This window comes from Streptomyces sp. NPDC001852 (genome assembly GCF_042891825.1).
In the GTDB taxonomy this organism is placed as follows: domain Bacteria; phylum Actinomycetota; class Actinomycetes; order Streptomycetales; family Streptomycetaceae; genus Streptomyces.
On record NZ_JBIATN010000037.1, the window covers coordinates 49,536 to 67,782 of the forward strand.

Consider the following 18,247-nt stretch of genomic DNA (forward strand, 5'->3'; position numbering starts at 1 on the left):
CGGAATGTATTCCGTTTTCTTCATCCGTCAGATGCAGGTGGCCGACCAACGCCGCACCCCCGATTTGAGTTTGTGGGTCGGTACATGAAAAAGGGGAGGTACGAAAACCCCGGCAGCCACGGTATGGGAGGCGCCGTGGCGCGTCACACCCCTATCTCCCCCTAGGAGTGGGGAATCGAGCCGGAAAGGCGAGCCGCGGCCATATCGCTCTCGAATTCCCCTGGAGTTCGGCCGGAAAACGAGCGGGCCCCGGCGCGATGCCGGGGCATCGTCCGGGGCTGTCCCTGCGCTGGGGTGCCGGCTCAGTGGGTGTGGGCCGCGGCGAGCGGGGTGGGCAGCGGGTAGGCCTTGAGCTCGATGGCGGTGGCGGACTTGACCGTCAGCCGGTCCAGGTAGCCGGCGAGCAGCGGGGCGTTGAGGAGCTTGTAGGTGCGGTTGCGGCGTCGGATGCGGGCCGCGGTGGACGGGGCGAGCATCGGTCCGGCGCCGCCGGCGGTGCGCTGGCAGCCCTCGGCGAACCGGCGGATCCGGGCCTCGTACGCGGCGAAGGCCGCCTTGTGGTCGGGGTGGGTGGCCAGTTCGCCGGCCAGGACGTAGGCGCATACGACGGCGAGTCCGGTGCCCATGCCGCCCATGGTGGCGCCGTACCCGGCGTCGCCCAGGAGCACCACGCGGCCCTTGGCGAACCGGTCCATGCGGACCTGGGCGATGGCGTCGAGGTAGAGCGCGTCGGTCTGCTCCAGGGCCCGGAGGATCTGCGGGACCTCCCAGCCCAGGCCCGCGTACCGCTCGGCCAGGAGCCGCTTCTGGGCGGCGAGGTCGTGACGGTCGTGGTCGAGCGGCTGGTCCGCCTCGAAGACCATCAGGACCCCGGCCGTACGGGGGTCGCGGCCGTAGTTGTTGAGGCAGACGCCGCGGCCGGGGGCGTTGAACCAGCGGGCGGTGCGGTCCAGGCCGAGGTGGTTGGGCACGTCGAAGCCGGCGACGTAGTAGCCGAGGTGGTGCACGAACTGCGATTCGTCGCCGAAGGCCAGGCGCCGCACGTTGGAGTGCAGTCCGTCGGCGCCGACGACCAGGTCGAAGGTGCGCGGGGCGGAGCGTTCGAAGGTGACGTGGACCTCGTCGGCGGTCTCGGTCAGCGAGGTGATGGAGTCACCGAAGACGTACTCCACGCGGTCCCTGGTCCGCTCGTACAGGATCCGGGACAGATCGCCGCGGAAGATCTCCACGTCGCCGCTCATGAAGGAGGGGTCGAGGCGCATCTGCTCGGCGCCCGTCTCGTCGACGAAGGTCTGCTCGCCCATGTGGGTCTGGCAGCGGTTGACCTCGTCCCAGATGCCCATGCGCTCGAGCACCGTGCGGTGCACGTGACCCCGGAAGTCGACGGCGAAGCCGCCGCCGCGCAGGGCGGGGGCCTTCTCGACGACGGTGACCTCGTAGCCGTACCGGCTCAGCCACAGGGCCAGGGAGGGCCCGGCGATGCTGGCGCCGGAGATGAGGACTCGGCGGCCGGGGGCGGTGAAGTTCTGCTCGTACATGGTGGGCTCCTCTGCCAGGTAGGTGGCGCCGCGCCCGGCGCCGTCTGCTTCCTGAACACGAGGTTGCCCGCCCCCGCTGACCGCACGGGCACCGCCCGCTGACCACCGCTGACAAGCACCGGTCAGGCCTGTGACCAGGGCGAACCCGCCCCCGGTCAGCCCCCTGCCCCGCACCCCCTGGCCGCCCCACTGCCACCGGCCCACGCCTCGCCGGCCCACTCCCGGCCTCCCACGCCCCTGCCGGCCCCCTCACGTCCGCTGCCGCCAGCCCACATCACCGCCGACCCCGACACATCCACCGACGGCGGCCAGGAACCGCGCCGGCCCGGGGCGGACCGCCGCGTCACGCCTCCCATCCGCCCGCCACACATTCCCGGACCTGCGAGCCGGTCGACGCCGTCCCACCCGCCGCAAGAGCCATCCCAGCCCGGGGCAGGACCGTGCGTCAGGGCTCCCGGCCACCCCTGGCACCGGTTAGCAGACCTGCGAGCCCGTCAGCACTCCCCATCCCACCGCAAGAGCCACGCCACACCGGCCCGATGCAGGGCACTGCGTCAGGACTCCCACCCGACCGGCACCGGTTCGCAGGCCCGCGAGCCCGTCAGCACTCCCCGGCCCGCCGCAAGAGCCACGCCGCACCGGCCCGGTACGGGACGCCGCGTCAGGACTCCGGAGCGCCCGGTACCGGTTCGCGGGTCTGGGTGTCGGTCAGGAGCTGGACGGCCGCCTGGAGGGTTACGGCGCGGCCCCGGTCGTATTCCGTCGCGTACAGGTCCGCTCCGGCCAGGGCGCGGGCCGAGCGGGAGGTGCGGGTGACGTCGGGGTCCCCGGCGACGGCCATGCCGCGCAGGGCGACCCCGGCGCCGAGCAGCAGGGCCGCCCGCTCCCCGGCCCCCTCCAGCACGGCGAGCCCGGCGAGGCCCTCCGCGGCCTGGGCGAGGTCGGCCGGGGTGTGCAGCTCAAGGGCCGTGCGCAGCGCCCGCACGTGCCAGGTGCGAGCCTCCTCGGGGCGCTGCTCGGCCTCGGCGACGCGGCCGAGGCCGGTGTGCAGGCGCTGTATCTGCGAGCCGCTGAACCAGTGGTCGCCGCAGGACGCCAGCCCCCGCTGGTACCACTCCCGGGCACCGGCCGTGTCACCCCGCAGCCGCGCCACGTCACCGAGGCCCAGCTGGGCGGCGGCGACCTTGTCGGAACTGCCGACGCGGCGGGCGAGTTCGGCGGCGCGGCCGTAGTCCGCCGCGGCCTGTTCGAAGTCGCCGCAGTGCAGCAGGGCGTCGGCGCGATGACACAGCAGGCCCGCCATCTCCTCGGGCGCGTCCAGCTGGCCGACCAGCACCATCGCCTCGTCGAGATGGGCCAGCGCCTGTTCGTGGTCGCCCCGCCAGTCGGCGAACATGGCCAGCGGGTCGAGGCAGTTGGCCATGCCCCAGCGGTCCCCGGTCTGGCGGAAGTGCGCGAGGGCGGTGACGAACTGCGCCTCGGCCTCCTCGGGCTGCCCGCCGAACCACGGCTGGAAGCCGTCGCCCATCAGGCCGACCGCCCGCGACCAGGGGTCCGCGCCGATCTGCCGGCGCCGGGTGGCCTCGTCCGCGGCCCGCCCCGGACCGGCGATCAGTGCCCGCAGCACGGTCAGGATCGGACGCCGGAGCGGCCGGTCGATGCCCAGCAGCACCGCGTCCGCCCGGTCCAGCCACTGCTGCCCGTCCGGGCCGGCCCGGTCGGCACCGCGTTCCAGCGCCCACTCGGTGTGGGCGTTGAGCGCGCACAGCGCGTACTCCTCGTCCAGGCCCGGCGGCGGTCGCTCGCCGATCCCGGTCAGCAGCGTGGTGGCCAGCGTGGCGTGCTCCACCGTCAGCCCGCGCAGCCACCAGTACCAGGTGAGCTCGGCCACCAGGCGCAGAGCGGCCTCCGGGTCAGCGGTCATGGTCCAGCGCAGCGCCGCCTCCAGGTTGCCCTGCTCGGCGCCGAGGACGGCCAGCCACTCCACCTGTTCGGTGCGGCGCAGACAGGGCTCGGCACGCTGGGCGAGGTCCAGGAAGTACGCGGCGTGCGCCCGGCGGAACTCCTCCTGCTCACCGGACTCCACCAGCCGCTCGGCGCAGAAGGCGCGCACCGTCTCGAACATCGTCACCCGCCCGTCGCGCAGCTCCGCGAGCGACTTGCCCACCAGGGAGTCGAGCAGTTGCTCGGTGTCGGGCAGATGGCACACCGCCTCGGCGGCGGCGAAGGTCGCACCGCCGGCGAACACCGTCAGCCGGCGGGCCATGGCCCGCTCGTCGGCGTCGAGCAGGTCCCAGCTCCATTCGACCACGGAGCGCAGGGTGCGGTGGCGCGGGTCCGCCGTGCGGTCGCCGCGGGAGAGCAGCTTGAACCGGTCGTCGAGACGGGCGGCGATGTCCTCCACGTTCAGGGTGCGCAGCCGGGCCGCCGCGAGTTCCAGCGCGAGCGGCATGCCGTCCAGGGCGGTGCAGATCCACTCGACGACGCCGGCCCGGGCCGCGTCGGCGGTGAAGCCGGGCGAGACGGCCACCGCGCGGTCGGTGAACAGTTGCACGGCCGAGCGGCGCTCCAGCGGGGACAGCGGGCACAGCGCCTCCCCGGTCAGGCCGAGCGCCTCGCGTCCGGTGCACAGGATCCGTACGCCGGGACAGGCGCCGAGCAGCCGCCGGGCGAGCCGGGCGGTGTCCTCCACGACGTGCTCGCAGTTGTCCAGGACCAGCAGCAGACGTCGCTCGGCCAGGGCGGTCACCAGGCGTTCCTCGGGCCCGCGCCCACCGTCCGCGCCGGGCCTGAGTCCGAGCGCGGTGAGCACGGCGGCGTGGACCTGCCCGCCGTCCTCCAGGGGTGCCAGTTCCACGAAGCAGACGTCGTCGGCGCGTTCACTGCTCGCCGCCTCCACGGCGAGCCGGGTCTTGCCCACGCCCCCGGGACCGATGAGGGTGACCAGCCGGGCGCTGGCGACGAGTTCACGGATCCGCCGCAGTTCCTGGTCGCGGCCGACGAAGCTGGTGAACTGGGCGGGCACGCCGCGCGGGGTGATACCGCCGGGCGCGCCGTCGGAGCGCAGCAACTCCTGGTGGATCCGGGAGAGTTCGGCCGAGGGGTCGGTGCCGAGTTCCTCCACGAGGGTGGTCCGGGTGTGCTCGTACACGGTGAGCGCCTCGGCCCGCCGTCCGCTGGCGTGCAGGGCCCGCATCAGCAGTCCGCTCAGCCGCTCGCGCAGCGGATACGTCTCGACCAGCTGCCGCAGCTCCGGTACGAGCGCGTCGGATTCGCCGAGGACGAGGTCGGCCTCGATGCGGTCCTCCTGTGCGGCCAGCCGCAGTTCCTCCAGGCGCGCGGCGGCCTGGGTCTGGGCCGGTCCGCGCCACAGGCCGAGCGCCTCGCGCAGCAGGGCGGCGGCGCGGCGGTGGTCGCCCTGGGAGAGCGCCTCGTGTCCCTGCCTGGCCAGGCGTTCGAAGCGGTGGGCGTCGATGGCGTCGGGATCGACGTCGAGGCGGTAACCGTGCGGCAGGGACTCGATGGTGACGCCGAGTCGGCGGCGCAACCGGGAGATCTGGGACTGCAGCGCGTTGGCGGCGCTGGCGGGCGGCTCGTCGCCGTACACCTCGTCGATGAGGCGCTCGGTGGAGACGACCTTGCCGACGTCCTCCAGCAGCAGCGCGAGGACCAACCGCAGCCGTGCGCCGCCGAGTTCGAGTGGTTCGCCCTCGGCGGTCCGCGCTTCCATCGGCCCCAGAATCGTGAACAGCACGGGAAGATTGTCCCTCATTACGGCCGACGGCAAGAGAGGGCCTCGGGACAGGGCCGCGGCGCCCGCCGTAACGGCCTTCACTCCGGTCACGCCCGAGCCGGAAACCAAGGGGCCTCCCCCTATCGGTTTAGGGGTGATTGGCGCGTTGTGAGCGGTCATGGCGCCCCAATAATGAGGCGAGTCATTGCACTCCGGTGGACTGCGCACCGAATACGAAGGAGGGCCCCATGGGCCGGCTGGCAGGAAAAGTAGCAGTAATAACCGGTGCGGGCCGAGGGCAGGGCCGCAGCCACGCCGTGCGGCTGGCGGAGGAGGGCGCGGACGTCATCGTCATCGACCTCGGTGACGGCGCGGTCGAGAGTGTCCAGTACCCGCTGGCGAGCGCGGAGGACCTGGAGGAGACGGCCCGGCTGGTCCGCAAGACCGGGCGGCGTGCGGTGGTCCGGGTCGCGGACGTGCGCGACCGTGACGCGTTGCGGCGGGCCGTCGACGAGGGCGTGGCCGAGCTGGGCCGTCTGGACGTGGTGATCCCGAACGCCGGAATCCTGCCGATCGGTGCGGGCCGTCCGATCGGGGCGTACGTCGACACCGTCGACATCAACCTGTCGGGCGTGCTGAACACGGTGCACGCCGCGTTGCCGCACCTCGGTGAGGGTGCCTCGATCATCCTCGTCGGCTCCATCGTCGGCCTGCAGCCGGGTCACGCGGACGTCTCGCAGGCCGGTCCGGGCTTCGCCGGCTACCGCCTGTCGAAGCACACGCTGGTCGAGTACGTCAACACGCTCTCCCAGCTCGTCGCGCAGCAGGGTATCCGGGTCAACGCGGTGCACCCGACCAACGTCGAGACGGACATGCTCCTCAACGACGCCGTCTACCAGGCGTTCATGCCCGACAAGGAGAACCCGACGGTCGAGGACGCCCTGCCGATCTTCACCGGCATCCAGGCCATGCCGATCCCGTACGTCGCCCCCGCCGACGTCTCGCACGCGGTGGTGTACCTGGCCTCGGACGAGTCGCGGTACGTCACCGGCCTGCACCTGAAGATCGACGGCGGTGCCCAGGTGAAGCTCGGGCTCTGACCCCGCGCAGCCCAGTCGTACGGGCCGCCGGCGGAACGTCCGCCGGCGGCCCGCCGCGTGCAGGGGTTCGGTGCAGGGGTCCGGTACCGGGTTCGGTTCAGCGGCGCGCCCGCAGGGGTTCACCGGCGTCCCTGAGGTGCCGCAGGGCCTCGCGGTGGGAGGCGATCAGTCCGGTCTGGTGGTAGGGGATGCCCAGTTCGGCGCAGTACTGCTCGGTGATCCGCTGGGCCTCGCGCAGGGCGGGGCTGGGCAGGCTCGGGAACAGGTGGTGTTCTATCTGGTAGTTGAGGCCGCCCATCAGCGCGTCGATGAGGGCGCCGCCGCGCACGTTGCGCGAGGTGAGCACCTGGCGGCGCAGGAAGTCCAGCTCCTGGCCGTCGGTGACCATCTGCATGCCCTTGTGGTTGGGGGCGAACACCGAGCCGAGGTAGAGGCCGAACAACCCCATGTGCACGGCGACGAAGGCGACCGCCTTGCCGGGCGGGAGCACCGTGAACACGGCGCCGAAATAGACGACGAAGTGCGCGACGAGCAGGCTTCCTTCGAGGAAGGGCCGTTTCATCGACGGGGCGGACAGGGCCCGGAAACTGCCGACGGAGAGGTTGAACCCCTCCAGCGTCAGCATCGGGTAGAACAGCGCCGCCTGGTGCCGGCCGATGAAGGCCGGGAGCCCCCGGGCCTCGCTCGCCTGCCGGCGCGACCACACGATGAGGTTGGGCGCGACGTCGGGGTCCTTCTCCTCGTGGTTGGGGTTGGCGTGGTGGCGGGTGTGCTTGTTCATCCACCAGCCGTAGCTCATGCCGAGGAGCGCGTTGGCGGCGATCAGCCCGCCGATCTCGGTCGGGCGGCGCCGCGTGAACACCTGTTTGTGCGCCAGGTCGTGGGCGGCGAGGCCGAGTTGTCCGAAGACCGCGGCCAGGCCGGCCGCGACGAGGAGTTGCAGCCAGCTGTCTCCCAGTACGGCGAACGCCGTACAGCAGGCCGCCAGTGCGAGGACGACGGCGCCGAATCGCAGGGTGTAGTAGACAGGGCGCCGTTCCGTCAGCCCTGCCTCGGAAATTCTGCGCGACAGGCGGGAGAAATCACTCCCTGCTCCTCGGGCGACCGGCGGAATTTGCTCCGTGAGCACTGTGGGGTTCGCCATGCGACCCAGTATGTGGGCGTATATTCCGCAGCATAATGGCATCCGACCCCTATTCCTGGCGGAGCGGACCCCGGCACGAATGCGGGAGCACCCCTAATTCACGGCCGTTCGACCGGCGCCTTAGGGATGCTCCGCGGCGGCTGAGGCCCGCTCACGCCCCGGGCTCCAGCGGGATGGTGTCGGACGGCCCGGAGGACACCAGGGTCAGGTGCCGCTGCCCGGCCCTGCGCTGACGCGGCAGCGCGACGCGGGCCACCGGGACGCCGCCGTGCGGCTGTGCCGCGGCCGGCGCGGGCAGTACGGCGGACAGCAGGCGCGGCACCGGAACCGGCCGCGGCCGTCGTGCCTCGGCGACGACGTCCAGCAGGGCGTCGGCGAACGCCTCGATGTCCCCCGCCGTGTTGTCGTGGTGCACGGATGCGCGTACGGCCGTGACGACACCGCGGCCGGGCAGGTACAGCGGGGTCTCCTGGGCGACCGTCTTCCACACGGCGACCCCGCGGGCGGCGAGCCCGCGGCGCAGCAGCGCGGCCGGCACCTCCTCGTGCCGGAAGGCGAGGATGCCGGACTGGGTCCGCCCGGGGGCGATCAGTTCGGTGCCGGGCACCTGTTCCACGGCGGCGCGCAGCGCGGGGCCGAGGTCCTGGCGGTCCTGGTACGGGGCGGCTGCGGCGTGCTCGGCCAGGGCCGTGTTCAGCGCGGCGACGCGCGCGCCGTCCGGGGGAGGCAGGGGTACGACGCCGTGCAGAGCCAGTGCGTGCCGCGCCTGCGGTGCCGCATAGGCGAATCCGACGGACTGCGGCCCGCGCAGGAACCTCCAGCCGTCCCCGGTCAGCAACTGGCAGCCGATGCGGGTGACGTCCACGGGGAGCTGGCCGACGGCGTACGAGGCGTCGACGGCGTACAGGCACCGGTACGGGGCGAGGATCCGCCCCACGTCCTCGACGGGGTTGACGATGCCGCAGCCCGAGGGGACGTACGGAACACAGACCAGGGCGACGTCGTCGCCGATGTGCTGTGCCATCCACTCCAGGTCCAGGTCGCCGTCGCGGCGCAGCGGTACGACCTCCAGGCGGCAGCGGGTGCGGTCGCGCAGGGCGAAGAGGGCGGTGAGGTTGGCGGCCGACTCGTAGGGAGTCGTCCAGACGCGGTCGCGGGGGCCGAGCGGCAGCCGGGACACGAGCGCGGCGAAGGCGTCGGCGGCGCCGGTGCACAGGACGGTGTCGCCGGAGGGCGCGCCCAGCAGCGTGGCCAGTCGCTCGTGGATCTCCCGGTGGAGGACGCCTTCCAGGCGTTCCTCCAGATCGTAGGGCCCGTAGCGGTCCTCGTAGCGGGTCCATTCGGTGAGGACCGCGCGTACGGCGGCGGACATGCGGCCCGCACCGGCCGTGTTCAGGTGGACACTTCGGTCACCGTGGGGCGTCGCGTTCACTTCCGGGGCCTCCCCCCGTAGCTGAGGCAATTTGTTGCCTGGTGATTGGCAATACCTTGCCTCTATGGGTGAGGAGTTGGCAACATCGGGCAACAACGGCTCAGGCGAGACTCGAGTTGAGGGGCGGCCGGCAAGGAAACCGGGCCGCGTCCGGCTTCTTTCACGAGGAATTGCCAAGCGTTGCCAGAGCGGCTCGACTTCTGCCAAGGGACCGTGATTCCGCAGCTCAGAGCACCTTTCGCAAGGCAACTCATCTGTCTGGATCTTCCTCTTGGGGCGTTTCTGGTGACCATCTCGAGCAGAAATCCACCCATTCCCCAGCGATTCCCGAGATCTGCTTGCCAACCTTCTTGGCAAGAGGTTGCCAAGCAACGAACACGGAATTGACACCGAGGAGCCCGCCATGAACCGCATCGCCCGGATCGCCGCCGTCGCCGCCGTCGCCGCCGCCTTCTCCACCGCGGGAGTCGCCACCGCGGACAGCGCGCCCCTCAGCCGCCCGGCCGCCGCCACCGCCGGCCCCGCGATCGACTGGCCGACCGCCCCCGCGACCACCACCGTCGCCGCCGCCCGCCCGAGCATCGACTGGCCGGCCGCCCCCGCCACCACCGTCGCCAACCCGAGCATCGACTGGCCGAAGACCGCCTCCGCCACCACCGTCGCCGCCCGCCCGAGCATCGACTGGCCGGCCGCCCCCGCCACCACCGTCGCCAACCCGAGCATCGACTGGCCGGTCGCCCCCGCGACCACCGTCGCCGCCACCGACAAGCCCGCCATCGACTGGCCGAAGACCGCCTCCGTCTGACCCGCACGGGCATCCGTGCCCGCCCCGTGACGCCCCCGCCGGCCACCGTGCCGCCGCGGGGGCTTCGGCGTTTCCGGGGCGGTGTCACCTCCGTCCCCGCTCCACCTCTCTTAGAGGTGCGGCTTCGATCCTGGCCCGGACCAGCGCGGCTGCGGTGAAGGGGCGGGTTCATGACGGAGGCGGAAAGAGCATCGGTGGCCGGTGCTCTGAAAACGGTCCTCACCACCTGCGCGGTGGGACGTTCCCGGGCGGTACTGATCGAGGGCGCGGCCGGCTGCGGCAAGAGCCATCTCCTGGACGCCGTGGCCGAACGGGCCGCAGCGGCCGGAGCACTGGTCCTCACCGCCGCCGCCACCGAGCAGGAACGCCGGGTGCCCCTCGGTGTGCTGCGCCAACTGGTCTGCAGCGCCCCGGTGTTCGCCCTCGCCCGCACCGGGACCGACGACGCCGTGCCCGCCGAGGAGGCGATGCGGGCGTTCTGCGCGGAGTTGTGCGACCTCGCCCTCGACGGGCCGGTGGTGCTGTGCCTGGACGACGTCCAGCACACCGACCCGCAGTCCCTGCACCATCTGCGCCATCTGGTACGGCACGTACGGCCGGCCCCGGTGCTGGTGGTCGCCACCGTCGCCGCCCACGCCGACCACACCGACCTCGCCCAGGAGCCGCTGTTCACACCGGAGTTGCTCCGGCTGCCGTACGTCCGCCGGGTCCGGCTCGGCCTGCTCACCCCCGAGGAGACGGCACAGGCCGCCGCGACAGCGCCCCCGCAGTGGCCGGCCCCGGGCCACCCCGGCCGTACTCCCGGCGAACTGCACTCCGTCACCGGCGGAAACCCGCTGCTGCTGCGTGCCCTGCTCCAGGAGGACGCCGTCAACGCCGCCGTACCGCCCGCGGGGCCGGCACCCGACGGCCCGTTCGCCGACGCCGTCCTCGCCTGCGTGCATCGCAGCGGACCGGGAGGGCAGGCGGTCGCCCGCGCGGTGGCGACCCTGGCCGACCGCGCCACCGAGCCCCTGGTCGACCGCGTGCTGGACCTCCTCGGCACCGATCGCCCACCGCGGCCCCGGGGCACCGGCAGCGCGCTGGCCGCCCTGCGTGCCTGCGGGGTGCTCGACGGCCTCCGTTTCCGGCACCCGTCCGTCGCCGCCGCCGTGCTCGCCGAGACATCCCCGCGCGCCCGCGCGGACCTGCACCGGGGGGCCGCCCGTGCGCTGAGCGCGGCGGGTGTCCCGGCCGGGGTGGTGGCCGGCCACCTGCTCGCCCCGCTGTCGGACGGCGTACGCGTCCCCGTGGGCCCCGAGGACTTCGCCCTTCTCGTGCGGACGGCGGAAGCCCTGCTGGCACCGCACCCGGACCTCCCGCACGCAACGTGGCCAACCCATCTGACCGAAGCCCACCCGACTCGGCCCGTCCCCCTGGCCGGAGCCCTCCCCGCCGCCGTCCCCCAGTCCGCCGTACTCCCCGACACCTCCCACCCCGCCGAGGACGCCGAGCGTCTCCTCGTACTCGCGCATCACGTCTGCCCCGACGAGGGCGAACGCGCCGGTGTCGCCCTGCGGTTGGCACAGCTGGCCGCGCGCCGGCGTCCGCAGGTGGCGGAGCAGCGGCTGACCGCGCTGGTCACGGGGCCCCGTTCGGCGCGGCCGGCCGGCTGGGACCCGTCGGTACCCGCCGCGATGCTGCTCGCCCAGGGCCGGGTCCCCGAGGCGGCGGCCCTGCTGGACGGGACGGGCGGCCCCGGTGCCGGGGAGCGTTCGCCGGGCTCGCCCCTCGACGCGCTGCTCGACGCCCGCGCCGGGGCGTGCGAGACGCTGCTGCGGACCGTGCCGCTGACGGACGCCGCCTTCGCCCCGCTCGTCAACGCCGTGCGCACCCTGCTGTACTCGGACCGGCACGAGCGCGCGGTCGTCGCGAGCGGGCGGCTGCTCGGCCAGGCGGAGCGGAGCGGCGCGCCCGGCTGGCGCGCCGTGTGCGCGGATCTGCACGCGGAGGCTCTGCTGCGGGTGGGCGACGCCTCCGGCGCCCGTGAGCACGCGACGGCCGCGCTCGACGCGCTGCCGACGCCCGGTGGCGGAACGTTCCACTACGGCCCGGCCGCCGTGCTCGTCGAGGCCTGCGGCGCGCTCGGCCACCACGACGAGGCGGCCGGGCACGTGCGGTACCCGGTGACCCGTCAGGCGCTGACGAGCCTGTACGGCCTGCGCTACCTGCGGGCCCGCGGGCTGCACCAGTTGTCCCTGGGGCAGCCGCACCTCGCGCTCGCCGACTTCCGCAAGACGGGCCGGGTGCTGCAGTCGTGGCGGGCGGACCGGCCGGCCCTGCTGCCGTGGCGCACGGACGCCGCGCAGGCGCTGCTGCGGATGGGCCGGCTCGGGCGGGCCCGGACGCTGGTCGAGGAGCAGCTCGCCCTGCCGGATGCGACGCGCCCGTGGGTGCGGGGGACCTCGCTGCGTCTGCTGGCCGCGACGGGTGGCCCCGGTCACCGCACCGCCCTGCTGCGCGAGTCCGTCGAGCTGCTGCGGCGCTCCGGTGACCGGCTGGAGACCGCCCGCTCCCTGGCTGGCCTCGGGCACGCCCTGCACGCCGACGACCGCCCCTCGCAGGGGGCAGCCACCCTGCGGGCCGCGTGGAACCTGACCCAGCAGATGGGTGCGGTGGGTCTGCGGGAGGAGCTGCTGCCCGGGTCCGGCCGTCCGGCCACCGTGCTCAGCGCCGGGGACGTGCCACTGACCGACGCCGAGCGGCGGGTGGCGGCGCTGGCGGCGGAGGGGCTGACCAACCGCGGTATCGCGGCCCGGCTCGGGGTGACGGTCAGCACGGTCGAGCAGCACCTGACCCGCGTCTACCGCAAGCTGGGCGTCCACGGCCGGGCGGACCTGCCCGCGCTTCCGGCCGGGACCGCGAGCGTGCCCGGCTGACCGCCCGGCGGCCCCGGCCGCCTCGCTCTCGCCCGAGCGGCTGTGGCGCGGAGGACCTCTCCTCCGCGCCACAGCCGCTTTTCGCATGCTGGGCGCCGGGACGCCGTTGGCAACCCCGCACCCCTCCCCTGGCAACAATTCACCCGCCCCACCTGCGACTCCATCCCCGCTCGACCGTTCCGAGACACCCCTTCAAGACGCCCTTGCCAGCATTCAGGCAACGTTTTGCCAAGCCGGAAGGCGCTGTCGTAAGGAGCGGGTGTCGATGTCCATCTCCGACCTCATCGAGCAGCAGGTCCACGAGCGGCCCGACGCGATCGCGGTCGACTACCCCGAGGACACCGACGGCCCCGGCGGCCGCCTCACCTACCGGGAGCTGAGCCGCGCGGCCAACCGTCTCGCCGCTCATCTGCGCGCCCGCGGTGTCGGCCACGGCGACCGGGTGGTGACCTCGCTGCGGCCGGGCCCGGAGATGGTGACCGCGTTCCTCGGCATCGTGCGGGCCGGCGCCGCCTACGTCCCGGTCGACCAGACAGGCCCGGCCGAACGGCGCCGGCTGATCGTGCGCGACAGCGCGGCCGCCGCGGTGCTGACCGAGGGCGCGGACGCCGCGGACTACGCCGGCCTGGACACGGTGGTCGTCGCCCTGGACGCCGAGGCCCCCGAGATCGCCCGGCGCTGCGACGCCCTGCCCGAGCTGACGGCCGGCCCGGACGACGCCGTCTACGTCTGCTACACCTCCGGCTCCACCGGCACCCCCAAGGGCGTCGTCGTACCGCACCGGGCCGTGCTGGACTTCGTACGGTCCACCGACTACCTGCGGCTGACCCCCGCCGACGTGGTGGCCCAGGCCTCCGGTCCGGCCTTCGACGCGGTCACCTTCGAGGTGTGGACGACGCTCACCGCGGGCGCCCGGCTGGTCGGCCTCGCCAGGGGCACCGTCACCGACCCGGACCGCTTCCAGGACGCGGTCCGCGCCCACGGCGTCTCCGTGATCTTCCTGACGACCGCCCTGTTCAACCTGGTCGCCGAGGAGCGGCCCGCCGCCTTCGCGCCGCTGCGCACCGTCCTGTTCGGCGGCGAGGCCTGCGACCCGCGCCGGGTGCGCGAGGTGTTCGCCGCGGGCGCGCCCGAGCGGCTGCTGCACGTGTACGGGCCGACCGAGACGACCACCTTCGCCACCTGGCACCGGGTCGCCGAACCCGCCGAGGGCGACCGTACGATCCCGATCGGCCGGCCGATCGGCGCCACCACCGCCGTGGTCGTCGACGCCGACGACACCCCGGTCGCCCCCGGCGGCACCGGTGAACTCCTGCTCGGCGGACCGGGCGTGGCCACCGGCTACCTGCACCGGCCGGAGCTGACCGCACAGCGTTTCGTCGAGGACCGCTTCACCGGCACCGCCGGCGCGCTGTACCGCACCGGCGACCTGGTGCGGCTGCGCGAGGACGGCGCGCTGGAGTTCGTCGGCCGGGTGGACGACCAGGTCAAGCTGGGCGGCTTCCGCGTCGGACTCGGCGAGATCGAGTCGGTGCTGACCGCCCACCCGGCCGTGTCCGCCGCCGCGGTGTCCGTGTACGAGACCGAGGACGGCGACAGGCGGCTGGCCGCACACGTCGTCCCCGCCGCCCCGGCCGCGACGCCCGCCGACGAGGACGCCCAGATCACCGAGTGGAAGGAGATCTACGAGACGCTCTACGACGACGCCGCTGCCACCGCGCTGGGCGACAACTTCGCGGGCTGGAACAGCAGTTACGACGCCCTGCCGATCCCGCCGGAGGACATGCGGGAGTGGCAGGACGCCACCCTCGACCGCATCCGCGAGCTGCCGCGCCGCCGGGTACTGGAGATCGGTGTGGGCACGGGACTGCTGATGGCCCACCTCGCCCGCGACGAGGAGGTCCACGAGTACTGGGCCACCGACTTCTCCCCCGCCGTCGTCGCCGCGCTCACCGCGCAGGTGGAGGCCGACCCGGTCCTGAAGGAGAAGGTCCGGCTCGACTGCCGGGGCGCCGAGGAGACCGGCGGTCTGCCCGCCGGCCACTTCGACGCGATCGTCGTCAACTCGGTGGTCCAGTGCTTGCCGGGCCTCGCCCGCCTGCGCACCGTCGTCGAGCGGGCCGTGGCGCTGCTCGCCCCGGGCGGCTCGCTGTTCCTCGGCGACCTGCGCAACCTCGACCTGGCCCGCTGCTTCCGGACCGGCATCGCGCTGACCCGGCCGGGCGCCGCCCGCGGTGACCGCGAGGCACTGCGCCGCACCATCGACCAGCAGGTCGCCCGGGAGACCGAACTGCTGCTCTCCCCCGCCCTGTTCGACACCCTCGCCCGGCAGCTGCCCGCCGTCCGGGCGGTCGACGTGCGCGCCAAGCGCGGCGTCCACCACAACGAGCTGACCCGCTACCGCTACGAGGCGGTGCTCTCCACGGCCGAACCCGTCGCCGACCTCACCACCGCGCCCGGCGTCCGCTGGGGGGAGCAGGTCTCCAGCGCCGCCGAGGTCGAGGACCGGCTGCGCGCCCGGCGGCCCGCGATGCTGCGCCTGGCCGCGCTGCCCAACCGCCGGGTGCACGACGAGTACACGGCCATGCAGTCCCTCTTCGACCCGCGCGAGAGCATCGACCTCGGGCCGCAGGACGCGCCCGCACCCGACCCGGAGGCGCTGTGCGCGGCCGCCGAGCGCCTGGGCTACCGGGCCCTGCCCACCTGGGGCGAGCGCCCCGAACTCCTCGACATCGTCTTCCTCGACCCCGAGCGGATCCCCGCGGGTCCGCTCACCGGCGTGTACGCGGCACCCGTCGTCGACGCGGCGAGCTGCGCCAACACCCCGACGGCGTTCGAACGCACCGTCGACCTGGAGGTCGTCCTGCGCACCCACCTCCAGGAGCGCCTGCCGGACCACATGGTCCCGTCCGCGCTGACGACCCTGGACGCCCTGCCGCTGGACGCCAACGGCAAGGTGAACCGCGGGGCCCTGCCCGCGCCCTCCGCCACCGCCGAGGGCCCCGGCACCGAGCCCGGCACGCCGATCCAGGAGATCGTCCGTGACCTGTTCGCCGAGGTGCTGGGCCTGCCCCGGCACCAGGTGCACGCCGACTCCGACTTCTTCCGCATCGGCGGCCACGCGCTGGCGGCGGCCCGGCTGCTGTCCAGGGCCCGTAGGACGCTGGGCGCCGACCCGGGCAGCCGGGCGCTGTACGAGGCGCCGACCCCGGCCGCGTTCGCCGCACTCGTCGGCGACGCCCCCACCGTGGCGACGGGGCCGGGCGGTGCGGCCGGCGACAGCGCCGAGTTCTCGCTGCGACTGCGCGGTGCGCTGGACACGCGCGCCCTGGAGGCGGCCCTGGAGGACCTCGGCCGACGCCACGAGGCGCTGCGCAACTCCCGGCTCGGCTCGGCCGGCACCCGGTTGCGCGCCCTCGGCACCGACGACCACCTGCTGGAACTGGCCCTGCCCGCCACCTCCGTCGACCAGTGGTCCCAGCTGCCGCTGGCCGCCGACCTCGCCCGGGCCTACGGGGCGCGGGCCACCGGTGACACCCCGCACCGCTCCCCCGCCGGCCTGGACGCGGCCCCCCGCGCCGTCTTCGGGGACGTCCCGCCCACCCCGCTGCCGGGCAGCGCGCCGCAGGCCGGCTACGCCTCCCACGGCACCCTGGAGACCGAGCTGGACGAGGAACTGCACGGCCGGCTCACCCGGTTCGCCGCCGAGCACGGCACCACCCTGTTCATGGTGGTGCACACCGCGCTCGCCGCCCTGCTGACCCGGCTCGGCGCTTCCGGGCAGGTCACCGTGGCCGCCCCCGTCCCGGCCCGGGACAGCGCCGCGCTGCGCGAGGCGGTCGGCCCCTACGGCCGCGTCCTCGCCCTGACGGTGGACACCTCCGGCGACCCGGCCTTCACCGAGCTGCTGCGCCGGGTCCGCGAGCGGGACCTGGCCGCGTACCGGGACGGCGAGGCGGCGTTGGCGGCACTGCCCGGCGGGGTCGCGCTCGCCGTGCTGCAGAGGGGCGCGGGCCGGTTCGAGGCGGCGGGGCTGTCCGTGCAGGCCGAGCGCTGCACGCCGCCGGCGCCGGCCGCCGACCTGGGGCTGACCCTGACGGAGCGGCAGAGTGCCGCGGGCGCCCCGGCCGGCGTCACGGTCACCGCCGTCTTCCGGCACGAGACGGTCGGCGAGACGGCCGCCGCCTCCCTCACCGGCCAGCTCACCGCCGTACTGCGCTCCGCCCTCGAAGCGCCCACGGCCCGGCTCAGCCGGTTGCGGCTGCTGCCCGGCGGCCCGGCCGCCGGGAGCGGGGTGTGGGCGGGTGCGGAGGTGCCGCTCGCGGAGCAGGACGTGGCGGCGCTGTTCGCGGCCCAGGTGGCACGGGCCCCCGAGGCGCTCGCGCTGCCCGGCCTCACCTACGCCGAACTCGACGCCCGTTCCGACCTGTTGGCGCACGCGCTCATCGAGCACAAGGCGGGCCCCGGCGGTTGCGTGCTCACCGCGCTGTCCTCACCTGCCGGGTTCGCGGTGGCCGCGGTCGCCGTGGCGAAGACCGGTGCCGCGCTGCTGCCGACCGATCCGTCGCTGGACCTCGCCGAGTCACTGCGCCCGGCGGTGCTGCTGCTCGACGAGACCGCCGACCTGCTGCTGCCCCCCGTGCCCGGCGCGGCCCGGCTGGTCCGCGACGGCGCCGCCGACCGGCTGCCGCCGGCTGGACACTGGCCGGTGACCGACGCCGACCGGTCCCGGCCGCTGGGTGCCGGTGATCCGCTGCTGCTGGTGCCCGGCGAGGACGGCACGGTCGCGGTGGGCGGCGAGGCGGTCGCGGCGGCGACGCTGGCCGCACCCGCCGACGCCGCCTGGCTGGTGCACGGCTACCCGGACGGGGACGCGGCGATCGGGCTGCTGAGCGCCCTGGCCTGCGGCGCCCGCGTGCACGTGCCGGACGGCTCGCTCAGCCAGGACGTGCCGCACGAGGTGCTGGGCTGGCTGCGCCAGCGGGGGGCGCGGGTGGTGCTGGGCGGCGCCGACGACGTGCTGTGCGCGCTGGTGTCGCTCGCCCGGACCGAGGGCGTCGAGCTGACCGTCAGCGGTGGCTGGGCCGAGGGCAGGCTCGTCGTGGAGCAGGTGCCCGGCGCCCCGGCCCGGCCCGCCCCCGGCTACCGCGCCTACCTCCTCGACCCGCTGCTGCGGCCGGTGGCCCCGGGCGAGACCGGGTCCCTGTACATCGCGGGCGCGGGCGTCGCCCAGGGCTACGCCGGGGCGCCCGGGGCCAGCGGCGAACGGTTCCTGCCCGACCCCTTCGGCGGCCCCGACGGCAGCACCGCCCGCATGTGGCGCACCGGCCGCGCCGCCCGCCTGGACGCCGACGGCAACCTGCGGGTGCTGGACGGTCCGGCCCATGACGACCCGTTCGCCGACGAGTTCGCCACCTTCGTCGTCCTCGCCGACGTCACCGGCCACCGCGCACTGTGGCCCGCGACGGCCATCGTCCCCGAGGGCTGGTACGAGACCCACGCCGAGGACATCTACGAGCTGTGCCTCGACCACATCAACGACCACCTCGGCGACCCGTTCTAGGCCGATGGCCGCAC

At 74.4% G+C, this 18,247-nt stretch carries 8 protein-coding genes; 4 read left to right on the forward strand and 4 right to left on the reverse strand.

Going from position 1 to position 18,247, the window contains the following annotated elements:
- Positions 1–302: 302 nt before the first annotated feature.
- Both ACFYZB_RS40610 and ACFYZB_RS40615 read right to left on the reverse strand, forming a co-directional pair.
- Complete coding sequence (locus ACFYZB_RS40610; protein WP_388766950.1) at positions 303–1,538, reverse strand: FAD-dependent monooxygenase; 1,236 nt, start codon at positions 1,536–1,538, stop codon at positions 303–305.
- Between the two features lie 661 nt (positions 1,539–2,199).
- Positions 2,200–5,292 (reverse strand): BTAD domain-containing putative transcriptional regulator, encoded by a 3,093-nt coding sequence (locus ACFYZB_RS40615; RefSeq protein ID WP_388766951.1) that lies wholly within the window; start codon positions 5,290–5,292, stop codon positions 2,200–2,202.
- Positions 5,293–5,519: 227 nt separating this feature from the next.
- Here ACFYZB_RS40615 and ACFYZB_RS40620 point away from each other — a divergent pair, with 227 nt between their 5' ends.
- Entirely contained in the window at positions 5,520–6,371 is an 852-nt protein-coding gene (locus tag ACFYZB_RS40620; protein WP_388766952.1) for a mycofactocin-coupled SDR family oxidoreductase, read from the forward strand.
- Between the two features lie 97 nt (positions 6,372–6,468).
- Here the strand turns inward: ACFYZB_RS40620 and ACFYZB_RS40625 are convergent, their stop codons facing one another.
- Positions 6,469–7,515, reverse strand: a complete 1,047-nt coding sequence (locus tag ACFYZB_RS40625; RefSeq protein ID WP_388766953.1) for a fatty acid desaturase family protein — start codon at positions 7,513–7,515, stop codon at positions 6,469–6,471.
- Positions 7,516–7,666: 151 nt separating this feature from the next.
- Positions 7,667–8,947 carry an aminotransferase class V-fold PLP-dependent enzyme gene (locus ACFYZB_RS40630; RefSeq protein WP_388766954.1) on the reverse strand — a complete coding sequence of 427 codons (1,281 nt, stop codon included), beginning with the start codon at positions 8,945–8,947 and terminating at the stop codon, positions 7,667–7,669.
- Positions 8,948–9,350: 403 nt separating this feature from the next.
- On the opposite strand from ACFYZB_RS40630, the gene ACFYZB_RS40635 reads away from it, so the two are divergent.
- The 3 genes from ACFYZB_RS40635 (at position 9,351) to ACFYZB_RS40645 (ending at position 18,233) form a co-directional block, all read left to right on the forward strand.
- Entirely contained in the window at positions 9,351–9,752 is a 402-nt protein-coding gene (locus ACFYZB_RS40635) for a hypothetical protein (protein ID WP_388766955.1), read from the forward strand.
- 170 nt (positions 9,753–9,922) lie between these two features.
- The gene (locus tag ACFYZB_RS40640) at positions 9,923–12,670 is read left to right on the forward strand and encodes an AAA family ATPase (RefSeq protein WP_388766956.1); all 2,748 of its coding nucleotides are present in this window, start codon (positions 9,923–9,925) and stop codon (positions 12,668–12,670) included.
- Positions 12,671–12,935: 265 nt separating this feature from the next.
- Entirely contained in the window at positions 12,936–18,233 is a 5,298-nt protein-coding gene (locus ACFYZB_RS40645) for an amino acid adenylation domain-containing protein (RefSeq protein ID WP_388766957.1), read from the forward strand.
- The last annotated feature ends 14 nt before the right edge of the window (positions 18,234–18,247 follow it).